The sequence below is a fragment of the Planktothrix sp. PCC 11201 genome (assembly GCF_900009135.1).
GTDB lineage: Bacteria > Cyanobacteriota > Cyanobacteriia > Cyanobacteriales > Microcoleaceae > Planktothrix.
In genome coordinates this window covers 165179-187424 of record NZ_LT797700.1, presented here as the reverse complement: position 1 = coordinate 187424, position 22246 = coordinate 165179, and the positions used below count along the sequence as shown (strand labels likewise).

The window sequence follows — 22246 nt, the reverse complement described above, 5'->3', positions numbered from 1 at the left end:
AGAGTATTACGCAGATTAACCCTGCCCTCGACTTGATTGGGGGACAGATTAAAATCCGTGAAATCCGTGAAATCCTCTTAAATCGGCGATCCCTGTTCCCTTAAAATAAAAAGGGGTTTTTAACTTCATAGTCAAAACCCCTTTTTATTATTCAAAAAATTAACGATTCAATTATTTGCAAAGCCGCTCTTGAACAAGAGGTTGAGCTTTTAGGAAAGCGATCCCCTGCTCTCCTAAAGCATAAACATCATTGTAGAGATTGATCACATCTTGCACATTAACCGTAATTGCAGTAATTCCCCGGTAGCTTAAAAGCAATTCCAATATGGAAAGTTGACCATCCCGGGAAGATTCGCGTAAAGCGGTAATCACCTTATCAACTGCGATATTAGCGGTGCTTCCCGCAGAAACAAATTGATTAAAAGCTCCTACCACTAATCTGCCATAGGTAGAATCTAGCAGATCATTAACAACATTATTAGGAATTTTGACGGAGAAATTCAGTGCTTTCTGAAATTGTTGAACCTGATCGGGAGTTAGTTTCGCTAAAGTAATTAAAGAGCGAAGTTGATTAGACTGTTCTCCCGTTTGAGCAAAGGTTTGTAAATCAGTAGTGGCTAAGGATATATTTGCTGGGCCATAGATTAATCTTAATTCATCAATAGCTGGGGACGGTTGAGCAAATATTCCCAAACTAATTGTTAATCCCAATACTATCGCTAACCCCAGGGATATATATTTAGATAGACCCTGAGTAAAAAATTGATAGGGGTTACGAACGCCCCGCAACCAACGCCCTGAATTTAAGTTCATTTGTTCCTTCCTCACAAGTTAAATTGAGTAGTACAGTTCTGTTGTTGTCCCATACCATAAGTCTGTTTTACCTCTATTTAGGTTCCTTGAGATAGAGACTTCTCAAACTGTTAGATATTCTGGCTCATCTGATCCAGTATCTGCCGAATTATAGCAGCATCCTGAGCGGTCGGTAGAATTTCTAAATAATTCTCTAAATCTTGCTATGCTTATCAAATCGCTAAAGATGGTAGTATAGAATTTTGCGATCGCGCCGTTAAAAGGATTAAAAACCTGGTTTCTTAAATAAACCAGGTTTTTAGGATTAAAGATTTTCAGTTTCATTTAACTCCCCCTAAAAAGGGTATTGATAAACCTAAAACTCCTCTGTTAAAAAGGGATTTTCTTTAGGAAAAGTAGGTAAATCAATTGATGCTAAAGACTCTAGTTTTTTACGTTTTTGAGGATAAATTAACGGGGCTGGCCAATTAGGAATGTTTTCCTTCTGATCCGGTTCTCGAACGGCTACGGCAATCGCAGTGTGAGATTTTGTTCCTCCTAAATTAAAGGATTGGCCCCCCATGGATTTTGTTGATTTTGATTGAATAGCTGTATCTTCTGAGGTTGCTTTTAATGAAAATAGATCAGCATCTTCTGAAATGAAAGAAGCATATTCTAGGCGAATTCGCTCTAATTCTCCTTCTAAAAATCGAGGTTGAGGTAATTCTGTCACAGGAATATTATTGATTGAAGCTGTCAACTCTACGGGAGGTTTAAAACCCGGTTCAGAATTCAGTTCCGATGTCAAGGATTCTAACCCGTGATCAAGAGGAATCTCCTTTTCTAATTCTGAAGATATTGGAGATAAATCCTTGGATGAATTAACCGCATCCTCAATCAAATTCATCAGGTTATGATTCGGTTTTAAAGCCTCTGACCAAGGTTGAACAGGGGGTGCTTTTGGGACTAATAAAGTGGCAGATGAAGATAGGGACTGTTCCTCCGTAATTATCGATAGGGTTTCTAGGGTTTGTTTTCCGGTTTCAAACTGGATTTGATTTTCCAAACACCGTTCTAAAGCGACTTTAAATTGCAGGGTTTGGCGCTGTTGACGATGGAGGCGCGATCGCAATTCTCGGTTACTATTTTGAGATTGAACTAACTCATGAAATTGTTCATTATAGCGTTGTTGGGTTAGTGCAGTATCCCTTTCCATTTGGGCGAGTCGAGTTTGGGTCACTTCCCATTGTTGGGTTAACGTTTCAACTAAAACCTGTTGCTGTCGAATCACTTGATTGGCAATTTCTAACTTTTTAAATAGTCGTTTAACTTGATCCTGTGTCGCCCCTAATTCCTGGGTACGTTGCAATAATTGTGTTTCTTGATCCTGTCGATTTTGCCGACCTTCATCTAATTCTGCCTCTAATTCAGTCACCCGATTAATTAAATCTCGGTTACATTCATGGAGAATTTGAACCACTTTTACCGGATTTTCTTCGGTTTCTCCCGCCACTGACATCAGCGAAGCACTCGCCATTTCATTCCCCTGAGAACTCTCAACAAATATTTCCTCTGGAATTACCAAATCTCCACTATTAGACTTCGTTTCTGCCTGTTCTAACTCGGCAACGAACTGGGTCAATAATTCCTCCAAGGGTATAGCATTGGGAAAGTTCACCGTCTCCCACTCCTGATCTGGAGTCACAACCGGACTAACGGACTCCTCCGATGGGGGAAAGGGTGGGCATAAAGGTGCTTCGGGAGGCTGATCAAACGATTCAGGAGTGGGGAGATCGGCTTCAGACATGGCTTTATTTATTGGGTTTGTTATTTCAATTCTTTATACATGGTGAAATGTATTGTTACTGATACTAAGGGAAATTGAGAATTAAGTCAAGTTGCCAGGATTATTTTAATTGGCAATGTATTGTTATTAACCAATAATTAATATTTCTATTAATATTATATTGTCCCAGGTAATGTTGATGCAGTGGGCAGATTATGACTGAACTAACTTTAAGTGGAATATTCAACTTGATCAGGATTGTTTCCCCAGATTAATCCACCCTAGCGACTCTCCCGACTGTCTTTTGTGTCCACCATGAACTTTTTGGGGTTCCCATAAGACGCTTGACTGTGTAGTGTGGACACCAGGATCAAAAAAAAGCCAAATTATGACAACAACGAACTCAAAAACTTGGAGCCAACGGTTTGAGAAATCTCTGCATCCCGCTATTGCAGAGTTTAACGCTAGTATTAGTTTTGATATCCAACTGATTGAATATGATTTGACCGGATCAGTTGCCCATGCTAAAATGTTAGCAAAAACCGGAATTATTAGTCACGAAGAAGCCGAAAAACTGGTTTCGGGTTTAGAACAAATTCGTCAAGAATATCGAGAGGGAAATTTTAATCCCGGTGTTGATGCTGAGGATATTCATTTTGCCGTTGAACGTCGCTTAACTGAATTAGTGGGAGATGTGGGTAAAAAACTCCATACCGCTAGATCTCGCAATGATCAAGTCGGAACCGATACCCGTTTATATTTACGAGATCAAATTCAACAAATCAGGCAACAATTAGTTGATTTTCAAAGGGTATTATTAGATTTAGCAGAAACTAATGTGGAAACTTTAATCCCAGGTTATACCCATCTCCAACGGGCACAGCCGATTAGTTTAGCCCATCATTTATTGGCTTATACGGAAATGTTAAACCGAGATTGGGAACGGTTAGGAGATGTCTATAAACGGGTTGATATTTGTCCGTTAGGTAGTGGAGCCTTAGCCGGAACAACTTTTCCCATTGATCGCCATTATAGCGCAGAATTATTAGGGTTTAGTCGAGTTTATGCTAATAGTTTAGATGGAGTCAGTGATCGGGATTGGGCGATTGAATTTTTGAGCGCGGCGAGTTTAATTATGGTACATTTAAGTCGCCTGGCTGAAGAAATTACCCTTTGGGCTTCTCAAGAATTTAGTTTTGTGACTTTGACCGATAGCTGTTCCACGGGTTCTAGTATTATGCCTCAGAAGAAAAACCCAGATATTCCTGAATTGGTGCGGGGAAAAACCGGGCGGGTCTTTGGTCATTTACAAGGATTATTAGTGGTGATGAAGGGATTACCTTTAGCCTATAATAAGGACTTACAAGAGGATAAAGAAGCGTTATTTGATGCGGTGAAAACCGTTAAAGGTAGTTTAGAATGTATGACAATTTTAATCGCAGAAGGCATAGAATTTCGCTCTAGTCGTTTAGCAGAAGCGGTGGCGGAAGATTTCTCGAATGCGACGGATGTAGCTGATTATTTGGCGGCTCGAGGAATTCCCTTTCGTGAAGCCTATGGTTTAGTGGGAAAAGTGGTTAGAACTTGTTTAGAAGCGGGGAAATTACTTAAAGATTTAACCCTGGAAGAATGGAAACAATTACATCCTGAATTTGAAGCCGATATATACGAAGCAATCACTCCCCGTCAAGTGGTTTCGGCTCGAAATAGTTATGGGGGAACCGGATTTGATCAGGTCAAACAAGCATTACAAAATGCCCGTCAACGGTTGAATAATGGGTAATAGGGATCACGGATTTAAGAGGATTTCACGGATTTCACGGATTTTAATCTGCGTCATCCTCTTAAATCCGTCCCAGATTGCGCTATTGGTGGCTCAGACCCCCCAAGGAGCGAGTGCTTCTTAGAATACATAAAACTATAATTTTGTCAAGTTGGGTTAAGGGAATAAAAACCGTCCTTTTGAGCGATATAATTCAATTTAAAATTTCGCTAAAGTGAGAAAAAAGATTAAATTTAGGTCAATATAATGTCTAATCCGATTAATCCCCCTGAATCCGAAGTGGCAGTTCCTCAAGTTCCTGCTAGATTGTTATTAGTAGATGATGAACCAGGATTACGAGAAGCTGTACAAGCCTATTTAGAAGATAGTAATTTTAGTGTTGATACCGCCAGTAATGCCAAACAAGGGTGGGAAACCCTACAGCAAAGTTTACCCGATTTAGTAATTACTGATGTAATGATGCCGGAAGTTGACGGCTATCAATTTTTACAACAAATGCGGGAAGACCCCCGTTTTAAAGCCTTACCCGTTGTTTTTCTCACCGCAAAAGGCATGAAAAGCGATCGCATCCAAGGGTATCAAGCCGGATGTGATGCCTATTTATCTAAACCGTTTGATCCCGAAGAATTGGTAGTAATTGTTAAAAATTTATTAGCCAGACAAGCAGCCCTGCGCAATAGCAGTAGCGAGGGAAACCCCGATATCGCCACCTTAGCGGGTCAAATTGCCCGGATTGAAAATATGTTAAAAGGCAAAAGTGGAATTCATCAAACCCCACCCCCGATTAAAATTGATTTAACCCCCCGAGAACAAAGTGTTTTAGATTTAGTCGCTAAAGGATTAATGAATAAAGAAATAGCCCGGGATTTAGAAACCAGTGTTCGGAATGTGGAAAAATATGTTAGTCGTCTATTTACAAAAACCGGAACCAATAGTCGGACAGAATTAGTCCGTTATGCCCTAGAACATGGTTTAACTCAATAAAGAATATTGAAGATGGCAAGGAGAAATCCTTGCGTGTTTTAATCTTAGGGGAACTGGTATAATCACGGTTTTGCTTAACTCCTAGACTTCAAAGTCGCAGTAGCAAATCACGACCATGGGTATCCGTACCGCAGGTATTAAGTAAACCATAGCCATCTGCTAATTGTTTAACTTGGCTGGTAATTTTAGCGGTGGGCAACCATGGGTTAGTATGACGATAGGCATAATAGACTTCAATACCATCAATCCCTAAATGAGCCGCTTCTGTAATTAATTCTGGCACCGGAGAACGATAACGGGCTGGATGGGCTAAAACCGCCAATCCTCCCGCCTGTTGAATCGCATTAATCACATTTTCAGCAGCATAGGCATCGGTTCCCAAGGTGGTACAACCTTGCAAATAGGGTTGCAGACCAGTAGAGTCGGGATCGAAAGCATAACCAAGAATATGAACATCCACAGCCAATAACCGGGCATTAATTTCTACTCCCGTCCATAACCGAGGTGCTTGATTCGCCCGTTTAGGATACTTATTTTTCCAGTGATCTAACCAGTTCTGGGCTTCTTTGTACCCTTGGGTACTATGGTGATCGGTAATTGTCAGTCCTTTTAAACCAATTTCAATCGCCTGTTCCATGACTTCATAGGGTTCCAACTGCCCATCTGAACGTCGGGTATGGAGGTGAAAGTTATAGGACTTGGGGCAGCTTCTGGCATTCAAGGTTTGAAAGACCTGTTGCAGTGAAGACCGATCTTGGGCAGGTGGTATCAATAAGGGTGATTTTACAAATCCTGTCTGGATGTGAAACCACCTTGATAACGATTCAGAATCTGAGGTTAGATTAACACTCATACCGTCTTTATCTTAATAAACTGTTACTATAATCTACTGTATCGAATTTATTGGGCAGTTGCTACAAGATAGGGTTAAGATTGACCAATTTTAGATTTGAAATTCTTATATAAGGAAATGGGCAATAGGCAGTAGGGTGTTAAAGGTTGATGGTATTGACGATAAGCGATTGGGAACACCAGCTTACTTCCTGGGATCTCCCTGCTCCCAATATATCTGTCTTTACTATTTCAATAACCTTGATCTATAATTACTGAACACCTAAAATCCGACACCCCGGGGTGAGGCTTGTCTTCACCCCCCCTATTGTTTAGGTCGATAAATTTTGTAATTGTGATTATAAATCAGTTGTAAATTACAACCTTAGTTCTCTATGTACCGTGATTCCTTTTTGAGCTAACTGGCGTGCTTGAGAACTACCCGATAATATGTGATTTCCATTAGAAGCAATCCAATGGAAAGACTTTGGTTCTTGATTCAATTCAGGAGCATCCTTGATGAGAAAATCTTTTAACCACTGAAGCTTATTCAGAACAGACTTTACTTCATCTGTTTTAGCAGTATGTACTTCGATAAAATAAGTTTTACCATCATATCCAACTACATAGTCCCAACGTGAATCATTGGGATATATGGATTTAACTGTTGTATCGATATCAATACTCCCTTCACATTTACTGGTATCAGGAGGTTTTACTTTGCTACTATTTGAACCTAGAGCTTTTAATCCCTTTTCAAAAGCATTCTTTAATAAAGGCGTATTCTCGATCGCTTTCTTAAAACTCATTCCTGCTCCTGAATCGCTTGGGAAACAACATCTGATGCCTGACTACTAAAGCTAGTTAATCCCCCCCAGTTGGAGATCGCCGGGTCAGGATCAAATGGATCTAAAGATGAAATATCACGCACATAAACACCGTCTTCTTTTTGGTCAAAATAGTAGGTCAAAAAAGTCTTATGATTGAGAATATTCTCAAATAATTTTGTAGTTGGGGCAGACGGCTTCAGAGCAAAAAGTTGATAAAGATATTTGATATCAGAATTCTGTTCTCGTAAGAAACGAATAGCCCAAACCGCTTCTAAAAGCACAGGAGAATGAGTTGAAATGAGTAAGCGATATCCTCGATCCAAAAGTTCCAAGCACATCAAAATTACTGATAAAATTGCTTGAGGATGCAATCCCATTTCTGGTTCTTCAATTACGACCCAATCTATATCAGACTTTTTAGATGCTTTTGATCTCGGCAGTAACCAATAAAGACCTAGAAGTAAAGGCATAAATTCTCGTTGTCCAGCAGACCAAGACATGAAGGATAAGCGATTACCATTCATATTGATTTGGATGCTTTTACTCATTCCAGTGGTGTTAAGTTCTACCTGAGCACCGTGAAAAATACTATCATCTAGTGCATCACGAAGTTCTTGTTTAAGGCGACCTTTCTGGGGAAAGATTGGGCTACCTTTAGTACCCAAACCTTGTTGCATTAGTAGCAATAAATTCTCGCTAAAATTGCGAACGACATAGGGAGCTCCATTAAAGCTCCGAAACAATCGAGGCCATCCATTTTCAAGAGTTAGAACACGCTGGGCTGGCATAAAGAAAAGCTGCTCTTTTTTGCGACTATTTTCGTTTAATAATTGGTCTAAATCTATACTTTTGTCATTGCTATATATTTCTGTGTTTTTACTCCAGATATTCCGCATTCCCTCTCCGAAATACAACTCGATTAAATTATTGATATCTCCTTCCCAGTCATAGCCATTTTTTTTGATCGTATGCACAATATCTCCACTATCAAGTAAGAGTTTTATTAATTGCAATAAAATACTTTTCCCAGTAGCTTGAGAGCCAATGAATAGAGTTAAATCTCCAAATTCTACGTCTGCTGTTTTAATTTGTCCTAGATTAGTAAGATTAAGTTTTTTCATCCTTTTATCTATTGATCGTAAAGAATAAATGAGATTTATTTTAAATTAATATTAAAACCCAGTTTCTTAATTGTAGCATATTTTGGAAAATTGTATCACAACTAGAAACTGGGTTTTGGTCAATTAAAATTTGTAATTGCGATCGCGCACCCACAAACTAACTGGAATTGCTTTTCCCTGAGAATTAACTTTCACTTCCACCACAAAGGATTGTTGATTATTCCTTTGAGCTTCTGTAATTGTACTATTAATTTGATCCCGTTGGTTTTCTGGCATATAATACCGTTCCAAACCGTATTCAATATTCCATCCCGTTGATTTTCCCTGTAAAGCTATTTGATTTTTAGATAAATTATCAGGATATTCAGCACTGACTTTTACAGGTTTCCAAGCTGAAGGATGTTGAGATTTTGCTGAATCTTTCGGTTGTTCTAAGGTGACATAAATTAAAGTTCCCTGGGGTAAATATTCTGCCCCTTTAGCAACTTCTTGCCAACCAGGAAGTGCTTTGAGTGTATCAGCACTGGAAATATTATAACTCAGGGTTTGATAATATCCTCTAAAAAAGTCATAGGGGTCAACGGGGGCGGTTTGCAATACCACTGTTTTTCCTGTTACCTGAGTATAAAACGCTTGGGAAGGAACTGCTAAAATTAGGATTAATTGAAATAATAACGGTGTCCAAAATTTCCAAGCTGGGATCTGTTTTTTAACGACAGGAGACGGAGTTAAAATCACGGAAGATTGGGTATCATTCAAGTCAGAAGAATTCATGGTTTTTACTCCTGAAAATTAGATAAATTAACGATTTTGGGTTCTAGCAGCAGCTAATAAATGGCGTTCAAACCATAACCCAGCCAGAATTACTCCTACACCACATAAGGTAAATACAAAGGCTTTTAGAATCAATTCCGTGTTATATTCAAAGGTGCGACTCATAATTTGGGAGACTAATAAAATCATCCCTCCCCAAAAGGCAAATCGTTGAGTTTGGGCGAGTCCAATTCTAATTAATCCCGTTGCTAATATAAACATCTGCACATTGAATAAAAAGGTGGCTATTTCAGGAATTGCATGGATTTGTAAATGCCAAAAACAGATAAATCCAGTTAACCCTAAAAATCCAGCAATGACGCTGGTAACCGAATCAAATCCCCATCTATTCGGATGAATAGCACTGGGTTTAATTAATTGAAACCATTGTAAAAACATAATTCCCAAAAACACATAAAAGTCAATCAAAATAAATTGACTAATGAACATTGAATTGTCTGAATTGTCTACAATAAGATCATTCCAAAATCCGTTAAAGGATAAACTAAAAAATAAAATGGCTAACAGAATAATGGATAGGGTTTTAGCTGAACGTTGAAATAGTCTACTATCAATCATCGGCCATGAGGTATCATCATAACTCCATAATAAAGCTGGGGTAAAAACAAATAGAATAGCGAAGATTAATCCTTCAGGCAAACTAGAGTTAAACAGGGGAAAGATACTGATTTGTAAAGCGGGAATCAGAATCAGTAAGGTCATAATAAACAAGACCCGAGACTGACAGCGATAGGCAAGGGGAATGAATAGAAATCCTGCTATTAAAGGGGTATGTTCTAGGACTAAATTTAGGATAGAAAAAGGTTGCAAGGAGAATAAATTAGATGCTCCTATCCAATAGCCAATTCCATACAATAGTAGTCCTAAAAATCCTAAAGAGGTCAGTTGCAAACTATAGGACATTACTAATACTCCAATTCCCCATACTAAAAATAGTTCATGAGCGGAACCACTTTGATGAAAAATTTGTCCCATCAAGGCAATATTTGCCCCTAAAATTAATGCTCCAAAAATCAATAATCCTTGACCTAAGCGTTGTTTTCTTCCCACTTCCAAGGTATCTGATGGTTGTTGCCATAAATAAAAGCCGGCGGCATTGACTCCTATAAATAAACTCAGAAGCAGGATAACTTTTAATTCTTTTGACCAGTCTTGCCAATTAGCTGCCACAAAGGTAATTACACCTAAACCTAATAGAATGGCTCCCAACCCCATTAAAATCATGACAAACCGACTACTAGCGGCGGTTTCAAGATGATTAAATTGATAGCGGGTTGCTAACTGTTGATAGACAGAATTATCGATAATTTGTTCTTCCTGCCAGAGTTGGGCTTCGTGACGAAGTTGGCGACGGAATTTTTCGTTGATCATTTGTAGTAATAGGAAATAACGTTAGGAAAATCTTGGGGCTGTTTATCCCAGGGATAGAATAGTATTTTAGTTCTAACCTAAATATTCGGAAAGTACAATTCTGGTTTTAATTGAAAATTAGGTTGAATCATTAAGACCTGTGACAGATTATTAACTTGCACAGGAAAAAATACCTAAAATCCTAGAACAGATTTTTCCTAGATTCAGAGGCTAAAAAAGTCAGCATTTTTTCAAATACTTGGACTGCCAATTTTGGATCGTTATCTCTAGTAAAGATGTCATAATTGGGATGGGAATTAGCCTCAATAAACCAATATTGATCATCTTTGTCTATCGCAATATCTAACCCGGTATAGTTTAAATTTAATTCTTGGAAAATGGGTTGACAAAATGTTTCTATTTCTGATAGAATTTGAGAATTATTAATATGTTTAGCTTGCGCTCCTTCCCAATGTAAAGGGCTTAAATTTCCGGTAAATATTGCCTGACTAATATCTTTTTCATATAGTAGTATTAATTCTTGATTTAAAAAAACGGCTCGATATTCCCGTTGAATTGAAATATATTGTTGAGCGATCGCTACATAGTCATAATCCTTATGATCAATATTAAAAATCTTAGTTAAAGCCGTTTGAATATCCTCAAGATGATCACATAAAAAAACATGGTGTCCACTGGAACCAGCATTGCGTTTAACAATTACGGGAAATTGAAATACCCTCTCAATTTCCTTTGAAATATCGGTAATTGTTCTAAATTTTAAGTAACGTTGATAGTTTTGATCACAATATGGGGAAAGAAAACCTAGGGTTTTTGGAGTTCTAATTTTTTGGTGTAAAATTGAGTAGGTATAGTCTTTATCTTTAAGAATTTTAAAAGTCGATTGATCCACTAAAGGCGTGCTATAATTACAGAAGTAATAATTTTTTCCCAGCTTAACTTTGACTAAATTTTGATCAGAATGAAGAATTTCATAATCAATATTGAGATTCTGGCAAGCCAGGAGTAATAGCCTAATATTATTTAACATAAAAATAGTAGGGAATAAGCAATGGGTAATGGGTTATGGGGGAAAATCTGTAAACGGAAATAGGAGACAACTGAAAAGATGCTATAAATAACGCCTAGGCTATCTCCTAATTCCATTATCAGTAGAGTTACCGCGTTGGATTATTTCCCTGTACTTGTTGGCGACCATTACGAATCACTCGCATCATTTCATTTAACTGTTGTTCGATGCTTCCTAGGACGTGATCGGCATAATCATCGGCACCGTTTTGAATTTCTTCACATTCTGCCATAGTCCGCGATCGCATTTCTTCTAATTCCTGTTGAAGACGATAACGAATTTGTTCAATTTCAGACAAGGTTTGTTGCTGAAGCGTCTCACATTCATGTTGAACCTGTTGACGCAATTGATCCGCCTCAGATTTTGCTTGTTGAATCAAACCCATTTCATTCAATATTCGAGCCGCCCTTTGTTCAGCCACATCGATAATTTCCTGGGCATATTCTTCCGCCTCTTGCAGAATTTCATCCTTATGGCGAACAATAATATCTGACTCTTGAAAAGCACTGGGTAAATTCAATCGAATCAAATCTAATTGATCCAATAATTGTTCTTCATCGACTAAAGTTCGTCGAGTTAATGGAATTCTAGGACTATCGAGAATCATCTCCTCCAGTCGGTTAAGTTCCCGTTGGATATCAATTCCAGGGGAATTACTGACAGAGGCTTCAGGTTCTACACGGAGTCCATTTTGTTCAGGTTCTAGTCTTGGGGTTGATTCCTGGCGTAACATTTATATAGCTCTTTAGCAACGTGATTAGGAACAAGATGATCAACAGAACCTCCAAATCGGGCGATTTCTTTGACAACACTACTAGAGAGGAAACTATATTCCTTTGAGGTTGCCAAAAACACGGTCTCAATTTCTGTTGACAGGGTTTTATTGATATGAGCCATTTGCAGTTCTAACTCAAAATCAGAAAGAACTCGCAGCCCTCGGAGTAAAACTTGAGCATTCCGCAGTTTTGCATAGTCTACCGTTAGACCATCAAAACTGGCTACTTCTAAATTGTTCAGATGTTGGGTTCCGCAGCGAATTTGTTCTATCCGTTCCTCTACGCTAAATAAAGGCTTTTTATTCGGATTTCCCAAGACCGCCACAATCACCTGTTCAAATAGTTTACAACCTCGTTCGATAACATCTAAATGTCCTAACGTAACCGGATCAAAGCTACCAGGATAAAGGGCAATCACTCGTCATGACAAGATGAATATGATTGCCAAATTATAGACCGAAGGGGGAACGGAGCCTTAAAACCCGGTTATGTCTATCAATCTAACCCAAACAAAACCTTAAAATGTTCCAAGGACTGCGACTAGATCAACCCATAACCTGTTAACCTGTCTCTTGTCTCGACTCTTTGAAGCCAACGGACACCTCTGAACGGACTAATAAAGGATAGATATAGATATGTCAGATACCGGAATTCTTACTATTATTGCCCGTGAAATCCTGGACTCTCGCGGACGCCCCACCCTTGAAGCCGAAGTCTACCTCGATAACGGAGCCTATGGACACGCTCAAGTTCCCAGTGGAGCCTCCACCGGAAGCTTTGAAGCCCATGAACTCCGAGATGGAGATAAAAGCCGTTATGGGGGGAAAGGAGTTCTAACGGCGGTTAAAAACGTCAACGAGGTCATCGCCCCAGCCCTGAACGGAGTTAGTGCCCTGGAACAAACCGTCATCGACCAAATCATGCTCGACCTCGATGGCACTCCCAATAAAAGCCACCTCGGAGCTAATGCTATCCTAGGTGTCTCCCTCGCCGTCGCTAAGGCTGCCGCCGAAACCCTGGGTTTACCCCTGTACCGTTACTTAGGCGGCCCCATTGCCAACGTCCTCCCCGTCCCCCTGATGAACGTGATTAACGGAGGTTCCCACGCCGCCAATAACGTTGATATTCAGGAATTTATGATCGTTCCCATTGGGGCTCCCACCTTCAAAGAAGCCCTGCGTTGGGGGGCGGAGGTGTTTGCATCCCTGAGTGATGTCTTGAAAGGCAAAGGACTCCTCGGTGGCGTCGGGGATGAAGGCGGTTTTGCTCCTAATTTGGGTTCTAACCAAGAAGCTCTGGATATTCTCATCCAAGCCATTGAAATCGCGGGTTATAAACCAGGTGAACAGGTCGCTCTGGCTCTGGATGTGGCTGCGAGTGAATTCTATCAAGATGGCGTCTACACCTACGACGGTCAACCGAATAGTGGGGAGCAACTGACTGAATACCTGAGTAAATTAACCGGTCAGTACCCGATTATTTCCATCGAAGACGGTCTGCACGAGGATGACTGGGCTCACTGGAAATCCCTAACGGAAAAACTCGGTAGTAAGGTTCAACTGGTGGGGGATGACCTATTTGTCACGAACCCCACCCGTTTGAAAAGAGGTCTTGAGGAGAACATCGCCAATTCTATTTTGGTGAAACTCAACCAAATTGGTTCTCTGTCGGAAACCTTAGAAACCGTTGACCTAGCCACCCGCAATGGTTATACTTCCGTGATTAGTCACCGTTCCGGGGAAACTGAAGATACCACAATTGCAGACCTGGCCGTTGCCACCCGAGCCGGACAAATTAAAACGGGTTCCCTGTGTCGGAGTGAACGGGTCGCCAAATATAACCGTTTATTACGGATTGAAGACGAACTCGGCGCCCAAGCCGTTTATGCTGGAGCCGTTGGTCTAGGCCCTCGTTTCTCGAAATAACTGAAAAACACCGATAAAACAGTCCAGCCCTGGGCTGTTTTATTAATATTATTAGAAAAAAAAATCAAATTAAACATGAACAGAAACAAGAATATTCAGAAGGGTGCAACGCTTTTCCTAACGGGATTAGCAACGGTGGGTTTAGTTTTAGGAGAAGCGGTATTTTCCTCCGCCAGCGCTGCTCAACAGTTATTTTGTAATGGACGGATGAATAATGGTTGGACTTATTCGGCCCAATTTCTTAACGGTCGTTTCACGGAAATTCGTTGGGAACGTTCAGGACAGCCCCCCATCGTCTCTAACCTGAGTTTTCAATCCACCAATAACGCCAGACAACCAGTTTATACAGGGTCAATCATGGCAGCCACAATGGTAACTTTAGTTGATCTTTCTCGTGGTAATGTGCGACCTGGTTCACAAATATCGGTTACGGCCGAAGAATGGGGTACCAGTACCGGAACCTGTAGTCTCTCCTCGGGTAACTCGACGGGAAACTCCTCTGACTGGTTTACTAATACCAGGAAAAATTTAATTGGTTCTAATGAAAATCAAGCTAGACGTTGGCTCCAAAGAAACAATTTTTTCTTTACTCAAACGGTAGAACATACTAATCGCCGTATCATTGAGCGCTGGAACCGCAATAACCCCAATGGAGTTATTGATGTGATTTTTGTCAATAATAGGGTGTCTGATGTGGTGATGGTTCGTTAATTATATCCTTTTAATTCTTAATTCCAGTGGTGGCAATACCGCGAATAAATTGTTTTTGTCCGATCAAAAATAATACAATCACTGGAATTGAAGAAATAACCACCGCCGCCATTAATAATTGCCAACTATTGGTATATTGTTCTTGAAATTCAGCTAGAACTAATTGTACAGTTTTTAATTGAGGTTTAGTGGTAAAAATTAGGGGTTTAAATAAATCATTCCATTCCCCAATAAAGGTAAATAAGAATAACGTTACCAGGGCGGGTTGAGCCAAAGGTAACATAATTTCCCATAAAATCTGCCATCGGTTAGCCCCATCCAAGGCGGCGGATTCTTCGAGTTCTACCGGAATTGTCAGGAAATATTGACGGAGAAGAAATATCCCAAAACCATTGGCAGCCGTGGGTAAAATTAAAGCCCAATAGGTATTAAGTAAGTGTCCCCATTTCAAAACCAAAAATATCGGAATTACTAATAACTGAAACGGAATCACCAGAGTGGCTAAAACAATTAATAATAGGGTTTGTCGTCCCCGAAACTTTAAGCGGGCTAACGCATATCCAGCTAAAGCTGAGGTAATCACTTGAAATGCGGTTACTCCTAAAGCCACTAAGGTTGAGTTAGCAAAAGCCAGGAGAAACCGACCTCGATGCCAAGCTTCTTGATAATTAGCCAGGGTAAACTGAGTTTCGGTGACATTGTTGGGGGTGGAAAAGGAGGTCACCAAAACCACCAATAACGGCAATAATACAATCCCAGCCCCCACCATCAATAGACCCCAGCTGCATCCGACTAATATTTTTCCCCCTGGAATTGCTTTTGCCATAAGTAACAAATGGTTGCTATCTTGTTTTGGTTAATAAAAAGTTATGATATTGAATCTGGTCTTCCCTCAAGCTGGATTCAATTCAATGTCCAAGTGCATCCAACGCGGAAAAGACGTGGGTTTTGTGCGAGAATCGCTATAAGCTTAATTAGTTAAGTAGTTTGGTGAAAAAATCAACTCTCCGACCCGATCTTTAAGGATACCTCAAAAGGGGGAAGGGGAGGGCAAGCCAGCAATAATAACTTATTTGTGATGAGGAGATTGTAAACCTATGCCACAGCTTGAAGCCATTGCGATTGACTTCCAATCTGAAACCTATAAAGATGCCTACAGCCGAATTAACGCCATTGTAATTGAAGGAGAACAGGAAGCCTACGACAATTACATCAAGCTGGGTGCAATGTTACCTGAGCAGCAGGAGAATTTGGCGGGTTTAGCCAAAATGGAAATGCGCCATAAGAAGGGGTTTCAGTCCTGTGGGCGGAATTTAGCCGTCACACCGGATATGGAATTTGCCCAGGAGTTCTTTGCTTCCTTACACCAAAATTTTAAGGATGCCGCCGCCGAAGGTAAAGTGGTCACCTGCTTGCTGATTCAATCTTTAATTATCGAATGTTTTGCGATCGCCGCTTACAACATTTACATTCCCGTAGCCGATGATTTTGCCCGCAAAATTACCGAAGGGGTGGTCAAGGACGAATATCTGCACCTCAATTTTGGGGAAGAATGGCTCAAAGCCAACTTGGAAACCTCCAAAGCGGAACTCGAAGACGCCAACCGCCAAAACCTGCCGATTATTTGGAGAATGCTTAACCAGGTAGCCGATGATGCTCATGTTCTGGGAATGGAAAAGGAAGCATTAGTCGAGGATTTTATGATTGCTTACGGGGAAGCTCTAAGCAATATCGGGTTTTCGACCCGCGATATTATGCGAATGTCCGCCTACGGTCTCACCGCCGCCTAAAATACCCTTTGGATTTTAGATTACCAGTAGAGACGTTGCACAGCAACGTCTCTACCCAGACTGCGGCTTTGGACGTTAAACTCTAAAATCCATATTAAAATCTATAGTTGAATCATGTTTGGTTTAATCGGTCATCTTACCAGTTTAGAACACGCCCAAGCCGTTGCCAGAGATTTAGGATATCCTGAATATGCTGACCAAGGGTTAGATTTTTGGTGCAGCGCTCCGCCTCAAATCGTTGATGATATCAAAGTCACGAGTATTACAGGTCAAATCATTGAAGGCAAATATGTAGAGTCTTGTTTTTTGCCCGAAATGTTAGCCAGTCGTCGCATCAAAGCCGCTACTCGCAAAATTATTAATGCGATGGCTCATGCTCAAAAAAATGGAATTAATATCACAGCTTTAGGGGGATTTTCCTCAATTATTTTTGAAAATTTTAACTTAGAACAAATTCAACAGGTTCGGAATATTAAGTTAGAGTTTGAGCGGTTTACCACCGGAAATACTCACACCGCCTATATTATCTGTCGTCAGGTAGAAAATGCAGCGGCTCGGTTAGGGATTGATTTAACTAAGGCTACCGTTGCCGTTTGTGGAGCCACAGGGGATATTGGCAGTGCGGTTTGTCGTTGGCTCAATAGCCACACAGAGGCCGGAGAATTGTTATTAATTGCCCGGGATAAGGAACGTCTTAATGCTTTACAGGAGGAGTTAGGACGGGGAAAAATTATGGGATTAGAAGAAGCCTTACCCCAAGCGGATATTATTGTTTGGGTGGCGAGTATGCCCCGGGGGGTAGAAATCAATCCCGATACCCTAAAAAAACCCTGTTTGCTCATTGATGGAGGTTATCCCAAGAATTTAGCCACAAAAATTCAACATCCTGAAATTTACGTTTTAGACGGCGGAATTGTGGAACACGCCCTTGATATTGACTGGAAAATTATGAAAATTGTCAATATGAAGTTACCCGGACGTCAACTCTTTGCCTGTTTTGCAGAATCAATGTTACTGGAATTTGAGAAAATTTATACTAATTTTTCCTGGGGTCGCAATCAAATTACTGTTGAGAAAATGGAAAAAATTGGTGAGGTTTCAGTCAAACATGGGTTTAAACCTTTAGCTTTACCACTGTAGGAATCAGTCATCAGTCATCAGTTTAAGAGTCATCAGTTTAAGAGTTATCAGTTTAGGAGTTATCAGTTTAAGAGTTATCAGTTATTAGTCCTGTTAGTTCAATTTTTCAAGAGAAGTAAGAGGATATTAAGGCTAAATCTAAATAGCATTTTTCGGGAATCTTCCCCGCTAAGACCGTAAAAGGTTGTTCGGGTTCACCCAGATGATTTACAACTAATAAAGCATCGGTAAAATCTTGATTTTTGGTATAATCATTGACGGTAATAATTGTTTTTAATCCCGCTTGTTTAGAAGCTGAAAATCCATGATAGGAGTCTTCAAATACTAAACAATCTGCTGCATTTAATCCTAATTTTTCCAAGACATAAAAATAAATATCCGGGGCAGGTTTTTTTGCAGGAACAATATCCCCTGCGGCAATAATTTCAAACCAATTGGGATGAATGGCTGTATTTTCTAATAAGGCTAAAACATTCGGTAAAGCACTGGTTGTAGCGATCGCTAACCTCATTCCTCCTTCCTGGGCTTCTTGAATCAACCGTTGTACCCCAGGACGCAAAGGAATTGAACCCTGATCTAATAATTTTCGATAATATTCATTTTTTAACTGATGTAGATCCCTAATTAAATCATTTAAGTTGTCTGTTAATAAAAAGTCTGGTTCATACTGTTCAATATAATAACGAATTCGCTCTTTTCCCCCGCCAATTGCTAATAATTTACTATACAAATCTACAGACCAATTCCAAGACAAACCCACCTGAGAAAAGGCTTGATTAAAAGCAATTCTATGGCCATCCCGTTCCGTATCCGCTAAAGTACCATCCACATCAAAAATCACCGCTTTGAGTTTTCCCATAATCTTAAATTCAATATTTTTCCTATTCCCTATTCCCTATTCCCTATTAATTAAATTTTTGTTTAGCCTGCTCATAAACCTCAACAGTAATTTGAGTAACGCCTAATTCCTGAGCAAACTTTTCAATCTTTTTCCGAGCCGCTGGACGGACAAAAAAGGGAATTTCTTTCAAACGAGTTTCGGCTTCTGCTGTCCATTCCATAGAATTAATTAAAAAATACAAAAAATCATCTCAATCTATAATATACTGACAACGGCCCGATTTCGTCCCTGGGTTTTCGCCTGATATAGAGCATGATCCGCAGCATTAATTAAATCCAAAGGAAACCGCTCGACCGTAGGAATTAAAGTACAAATCCCAATACTCATGGTTACCCGGTCAGCAACGTTAGAACTACGATGGGGTAGATTAAACTGTTCAAGGACATCTTGAATTTTCTGAGCCACTTGCAACGCCCCTTCCCGATCAGTGTGAGGTAAAATTACCACAAATTCTTCCCCCCCATAACGGGCAACTAAATCAATGGAACGCTGAACACCCTGTTGCAAAGCCTGAGCAACCCGTTGTAAACAGGTATCACCTTGAGAATGTCCGTAGGTATCATTATATTGCTTGAAATAATCAATATCACAAAGCAATAAGGAAAGCGGGCGTTGCTCTCGGATTAAATGATGCCATTCTTGATTTAAGATATCATCAAAACAGCGACGATTAGCAATTTGGGTCAGTTGATCAACCATGGCTAAATTTTGTAATTGTTGATTAGCCAGTTGTAATTGTTGATGAAGTTCTGATTGGTGAATGGCGATCGCTAACTGAATTGCTAATTGCTGCGTCAGTTCAATTTCTAGGGTTTGCCATTCCCGCGGCTGAGTACAATCATGGACGACTAATAGCCCCCATAAACCCTGGGTTTGTAAGATAATCGGAACCACTAATTTTGCTCGTACTTGTAAAAGTTCTAATAATTCCAAATGACAGGGAGTAAGCCCGGCGGTATAAATATCAGGAGTCGCTTTAATCGTGTTTTTCCAATAGTATTGTCCCTGATTTTCCACAAAATAGCTATCGGTAATTTCCATTTTCAGAATAGCTTTTGTCCCAGGACTTACAGATTCTTTAACCACCATACCACCCCAGTCGGAATTGAAACGGTAAATGATCACCCGATCTGTCTGTAGGAACTGACGCACCTCGGCGGTAGTGGTTTGCAGAATTTCATCTAAATCCAAAGACTGACGAATTCGTTGGGTAATGGTATAAATCATCCGTTCCCCTTCAGCCTGTTGTTTTAAGGTTTCTTCCACTTGTTTACGCGCCGTAATATTGGTAAAAGAAGCCACCACTGCATAGGGTTGGGGTGAGTCGGGATGAAATAAGGGTTGGGAATTAATCGAAATCCAGGTTAAATTTTTATCGGGTTTATATACTCCCATAATCACATTAAATTGAGGCTTTCCTGTTTGTAAAGTGACCATCGCTGGATGGTTTTCTCCAGGAAAATTTGAACCATCCTCTTGAATGGCTCGCCACTGGGGGTCAATGGAAGTTAAGCCCATCATCTGGTCGGTCGTTAACCCTAAAATATCTTCCGCACTTTGATTACAGGCGGTGATCTGACCATCGACTTGCTGGAGGACAATACCTTCAGCCATGGCTGCAATCACAGAGCGATAACGTTCTTCACTTTCCTTCAGATTGATTTCTACCTGTTGGCGATCGCTAATATCCTCAAAAATATATAACCGTCCAAAATAGTGATCGTCTTGATCTCGAATTTGACTAGAAAAACGGCGAATAGTACGCCCATCAGAAAAAGCAATTGTATCCTCAATTACCGCCCGATTGTCTTGTGATTGCAAGGGTTTACAGGACTCGGTAAAGGCAGGAACATCAGCAATTAAAGGAATACAATCGGGAATAATATCCTTGTTTTTTAAAACTCCTGCTAACATCTGAATTTCTAAGTGTTCAATTCCCCAAATTTTACAAAAAAGATGATTAAAATAGAGAATATTATCCGTTTGATTATCAACAACAAAAAATGCCAAGTTAGACGTATCCGTCATCGAACGTAATAAGGCTTCTTTCCAGCGCAATTCTTGTTCAGTATGCAGATGTTCAATCAAAGCAGTTTGCTGTTCTGTAATATCTTTTTCATTCACAAGAAGCATGGCATTTCCTGTTACTGGATCACGGGTACAACGCACATCTAAACCATGCCAACGAATACCATTTAAAGTATAAACCTGAGTCTCAATACTAAAAATTGCCCCGGACTGGGCGGTTACGATCGCGGTTTCTCCAATCTTAGGATCGACAAAATGGCGGGCAAAGGCATTATCATGATTGAGATTGGGATAGAGGGTATCGCCATAACACTCAAGAGCGGAGGGATTTTGCATTAAGGGGACACCCTCCAGGGTATATAGGGAAATCATCACGGTGGTATGATTCAGGACTTCAATCGCCCGCAGGGTTTCAGGAGAGCTTTGATTAGCAACTTCTGTAATCCCTTCCACTAACATTGCTATCCGACCCGTTTCAATCTGAATTCCAGAACAAGTACAACGAACTGATATCGGTTTACCTTGGGGGTAAAATGTCCAGGTTTCGGTGATATTTTTTTTGTATTTAAATTGTTGTAAATAAGCGTTTAAACGAATGCGAGTAGCTTCTGAAATATCCTGAAAATTACGTTGAATTAATTCTTCTCGATCAGTAGCATTCCAGATATGAAGTGCGGCAGGGTTAGCCCACCACATTTGTAAATTCTCAATATCAAAAATCCAGACTGGGGTTTGGAGTCGATCTAGCCCATTTAATTCCAGAATTGATATAGCATTATTAGATTTTTCAGTTAAATATTCGTCATCAAGATGAGAACATTGGCAATCGGGTCTGGCGTTTATTTCTTGGATAGGTAGTGATATTCTTTGCGATTTTTGTTGATATAATTGCCGGAGATGGTGATCAGCTTCTCTATATTGAATAGCAATTCCTAATTGCATCGCCATGTGTTGCATAAATTTAATGTCTAGGGTTGTCCACTGACGGGAACTTTGACATTGATGAACAATCAATAAACCCCAAAGCTCGGGTAAGGTTGGAGAAGTTTGAGGCGATGGAGATCTCAGGAGTAAAATCGGGACAACCAGATTGGCGCGGATTTGTAATCGTTGTAAAAGCTCTTTGTAACAAGCTTGAAGCGGCTTAGTCTCTACATCTTCAATTGAGCTAATCTGTCCTCGACGATAGAGGTCTACCCACTTGGCTTGAAAGCAGGGATCATAGATTAGTTGTCCTAAAATTGGTATCCCTTCAGGACTGACGGATTCTTCTGCTACGACCCCATCGCCATCAGGTAAGAAACGATAGACCACAGCCCGATCACAACCCAAGATTGCCCTAATTCCTTTGACCGTTACGTCTAAAACTTCACCTAATTCAAGCTGTTGGTGAATTTTCTGCGTAAGTGTCATGATTTGATTCAGGGTTTGCTCTGAAGTAAGTTGGGATACCAATAGAAGATCACCAAAGACCATGATAGTAGTAGAAGACTTATATCTTTATTATTAACCACTGCCCCTTTCCCTGCATCGATTCGGTTTAAAACTTCATCAAAATTTGATGAAAACTTAAT

General features: G+C 40.1%; 20 protein-coding genes. 6 read left to right on the top strand and 14 right to left on the bottom strand.

Features of this window, described 5'->3' with window-relative positions:
• Nucleotides 1-171: 171 nt before the first annotated feature.
• The gene (locus tag PL11201_RS10250; protein ID WP_079678481.1) at nucleotides 172-813 is read right to left on the bottom strand and encodes an alpha/beta hydrolase; all 642 of its coding nucleotides are present in this window, start codon (nucleotides 811-813) and stop codon (nucleotides 172-174) included.
• Between the two features lie 355 nt (nucleotides 814-1168).
• Nucleotides 1169-2599, bottom strand: a complete 1431-nt coding sequence (locus tag PL11201_RS10245; RefSeq protein WP_079678480.1) for a hypothetical protein — start codon at nucleotides 2597-2599, stop codon at nucleotides 1169-1171.
• A gap of 367 nt (nucleotides 2600-2966) precedes the next feature.
• Between PL11201_RS10245 and argH the strand changes: the two genes are divergently transcribed.
• Both argH and PL11201_RS10235 read left to right on the top strand, forming a co-directional pair.
• Entirely contained in the window at nucleotides 2967-4361 is a 1395-nt protein-coding gene (gene argH / locus PL11201_RS10240; RefSeq protein WP_079678479.1) for an argininosuccinate lyase, read from the top strand.
• 246 nt (nucleotides 4362-4607) lie between these two features.
• Nucleotides 4608-5345, top strand: a complete 738-nt coding sequence (locus tag PL11201_RS10235) for a response regulator transcription factor (RefSeq protein WP_079678478.1) — start codon at nucleotides 4608-4610, stop codon at nucleotides 5343-5345.
• Nucleotides 5346-5433: 88 nt separating this feature from the next.
• Here the strand turns inward: PL11201_RS10235 and PL11201_RS10230 are convergent, their stop codons facing one another.
• The 8 genes from PL11201_RS10230 to coaD all read right to left on the bottom strand — a co-directional run bounded on the left by PL11201_RS10230 (nucleotide 5434) and on the right by coaD (nucleotide 12595).
• Nucleotides 5434-6198: a PHP domain-containing protein gene (locus tag PL11201_RS10230; RefSeq protein ID WP_234996660.1), complete on the bottom strand. Its 765-nt coding sequence runs from the start codon at nucleotides 6196-6198 to the stop codon at nucleotides 5434-5436.
• A gap of 355 nt (nucleotides 6199-6553) precedes the next feature.
• Nucleotides 6554-6985, bottom strand: a complete 432-nt coding sequence (locus tag PL11201_RS10225) for a hypothetical protein (protein WP_079678477.1) — start codon at nucleotides 6983-6985, stop codon at nucleotides 6554-6556.
• Entirely contained in the window at nucleotides 6982-8127 is a 1146-nt protein-coding gene (locus tag PL11201_RS10220) for an AAA family ATPase (protein ID WP_079678476.1), read from the bottom strand. The genes PL11201_RS10225 and PL11201_RS10220 overlap by 4 nt, the downstream gene beginning before the upstream one ends.
• Nucleotides 8128-8250: 123 nt before the next feature.
• Complete coding sequence (locus PL11201_RS10215; protein WP_079678475.1) at nucleotides 8251-8901, bottom strand: GDYXXLXY domain-containing protein; 651 nt, start codon at nucleotides 8899-8901, stop codon at nucleotides 8251-8253.
• Nucleotides 8902-8928: 27 nt separating this feature from the next.
• Complete coding sequence (locus PL11201_RS10210) at nucleotides 8929-10332, bottom strand: DUF2157 domain-containing protein (protein ID WP_079678474.1); 1404 nt, start codon at nucleotides 10330-10332, stop codon at nucleotides 8929-8931.
• Nucleotides 10333-10513: 181 nt separating this feature from the next.
• Nucleotides 10514-11362, bottom strand: a complete 849-nt coding sequence (locus PL11201_RS10205; protein ID WP_079678473.1) for an ATP-grasp domain-containing protein — start codon at nucleotides 11360-11362, stop codon at nucleotides 10514-10516.
• 127 nt (nucleotides 11363-11489) lie between these two features.
• Nucleotides 11490-12134: a hypothetical protein gene (locus PL11201_RS10200; RefSeq protein ID WP_079678472.1), complete on the bottom strand. Its 645-nt coding sequence runs from the start codon at nucleotides 12132-12134 to the stop codon at nucleotides 11490-11492.
• Nucleotides 12104-12595 carry a pantetheine-phosphate adenylyltransferase gene (gene coaD, locus PL11201_RS10195; protein ID WP_079678471.1) on the bottom strand — a complete coding sequence of 164 codons (492 nt, stop codon included), beginning with the start codon at nucleotides 12593-12595 and terminating at the stop codon, nucleotides 12104-12106. Before coaD ends, PL11201_RS10200 begins: the two co-directional genes overlap by 31 nt.
• A 217-nt stretch (nucleotides 12596-12812) precedes the next feature.
• Between coaD and eno the strand changes: the two genes are divergently transcribed.
• Nucleotides 12813-14102, top strand: coding sequence for a phosphopyruvate hydratase (gene eno / locus PL11201_RS10190; protein ID WP_079678470.1), 1290 nt, complete (start codon nucleotides 12813-12815; stop codon nucleotides 14100-14102).
• 75 nt (nucleotides 14103-14177) lie between these two features.
• Nucleotides 14178-14813, top strand: coding sequence for a hypothetical protein (locus tag PL11201_RS26780; protein ID WP_200816745.1), 636 nt, complete (start codon nucleotides 14178-14180; stop codon nucleotides 14811-14813).
• Between the two features lie 10 nt (nucleotides 14814-14823).
• On the opposite strand, the gene PL11201_RS10180 is transcribed toward PL11201_RS26780, so the two are convergent.
• Nucleotides 14824-15639, bottom strand: a complete 816-nt coding sequence (locus PL11201_RS10180; RefSeq protein WP_079678469.1) for a carbohydrate ABC transporter permease — start codon at nucleotides 15637-15639, stop codon at nucleotides 14824-14826.
• A 271-nt stretch (nucleotides 15640-15910) separates the two neighbouring features.
• Here PL11201_RS10180 and PL11201_RS10175 point away from each other — a divergent pair, with 271 nt between their 5' ends.
• Together PL11201_RS10175 and PL11201_RS10170 are read left to right on the top strand one after the other, a co-directional pair.
• The gene (locus PL11201_RS10175; RefSeq protein WP_079678468.1) at nucleotides 15911-16603 is read left to right on the top strand and encodes an aldehyde oxygenase (deformylating); all 693 of its coding nucleotides are present in this window, start codon (nucleotides 15911-15913) and stop codon (nucleotides 16601-16603) included.
• 114 nt (nucleotides 16604-16717) lie between these two features.
• The gene (locus PL11201_RS10170) at nucleotides 16718-17743 is read left to right on the top strand and encodes a long-chain acyl-[acyl-carrier-protein] reductase (protein ID WP_079678467.1); all 1026 of its coding nucleotides are present in this window, start codon (nucleotides 16718-16720) and stop codon (nucleotides 17741-17743) included.
• A gap of 106 nt (nucleotides 17744-17849) precedes the next feature.
• Here the strand turns inward: PL11201_RS10170 and PL11201_RS10165 are convergent, their stop codons facing one another.
• Genes PL11201_RS10165 through PL11201_RS10155 form a run of 3 tightly spaced genes read right to left on the bottom strand, consistent with a single transcriptional unit; the run spans nucleotide 17850 to nucleotide 22085 of the window.
• Nucleotides 17850-18602 carry an HAD family hydrolase gene (locus PL11201_RS10165; RefSeq protein ID WP_079678466.1) on the bottom strand — a complete coding sequence of 251 codons (753 nt, stop codon included), beginning with the start codon at nucleotides 18600-18602 and terminating at the stop codon, nucleotides 17850-17852.
• A gap of 46 nt (nucleotides 18603-18648) precedes the next feature.
• Entirely contained in the window at nucleotides 18649-18804 is a 156-nt protein-coding gene (locus PL11201_RS10160) for a PCP reductase family protein (protein ID WP_026787533.1), read from the bottom strand.
• A 35-nt stretch (nucleotides 18805-18839) separates the two neighbouring features.
• Nucleotides 18840-22085, bottom strand: a complete 3246-nt coding sequence (locus PL11201_RS10155; protein WP_159451526.1) for a diguanylate cyclase domain-containing protein — start codon at nucleotides 22083-22085, stop codon at nucleotides 18840-18842.
• Nucleotides 22086-22246: the final 161 nt, after the last annotated feature.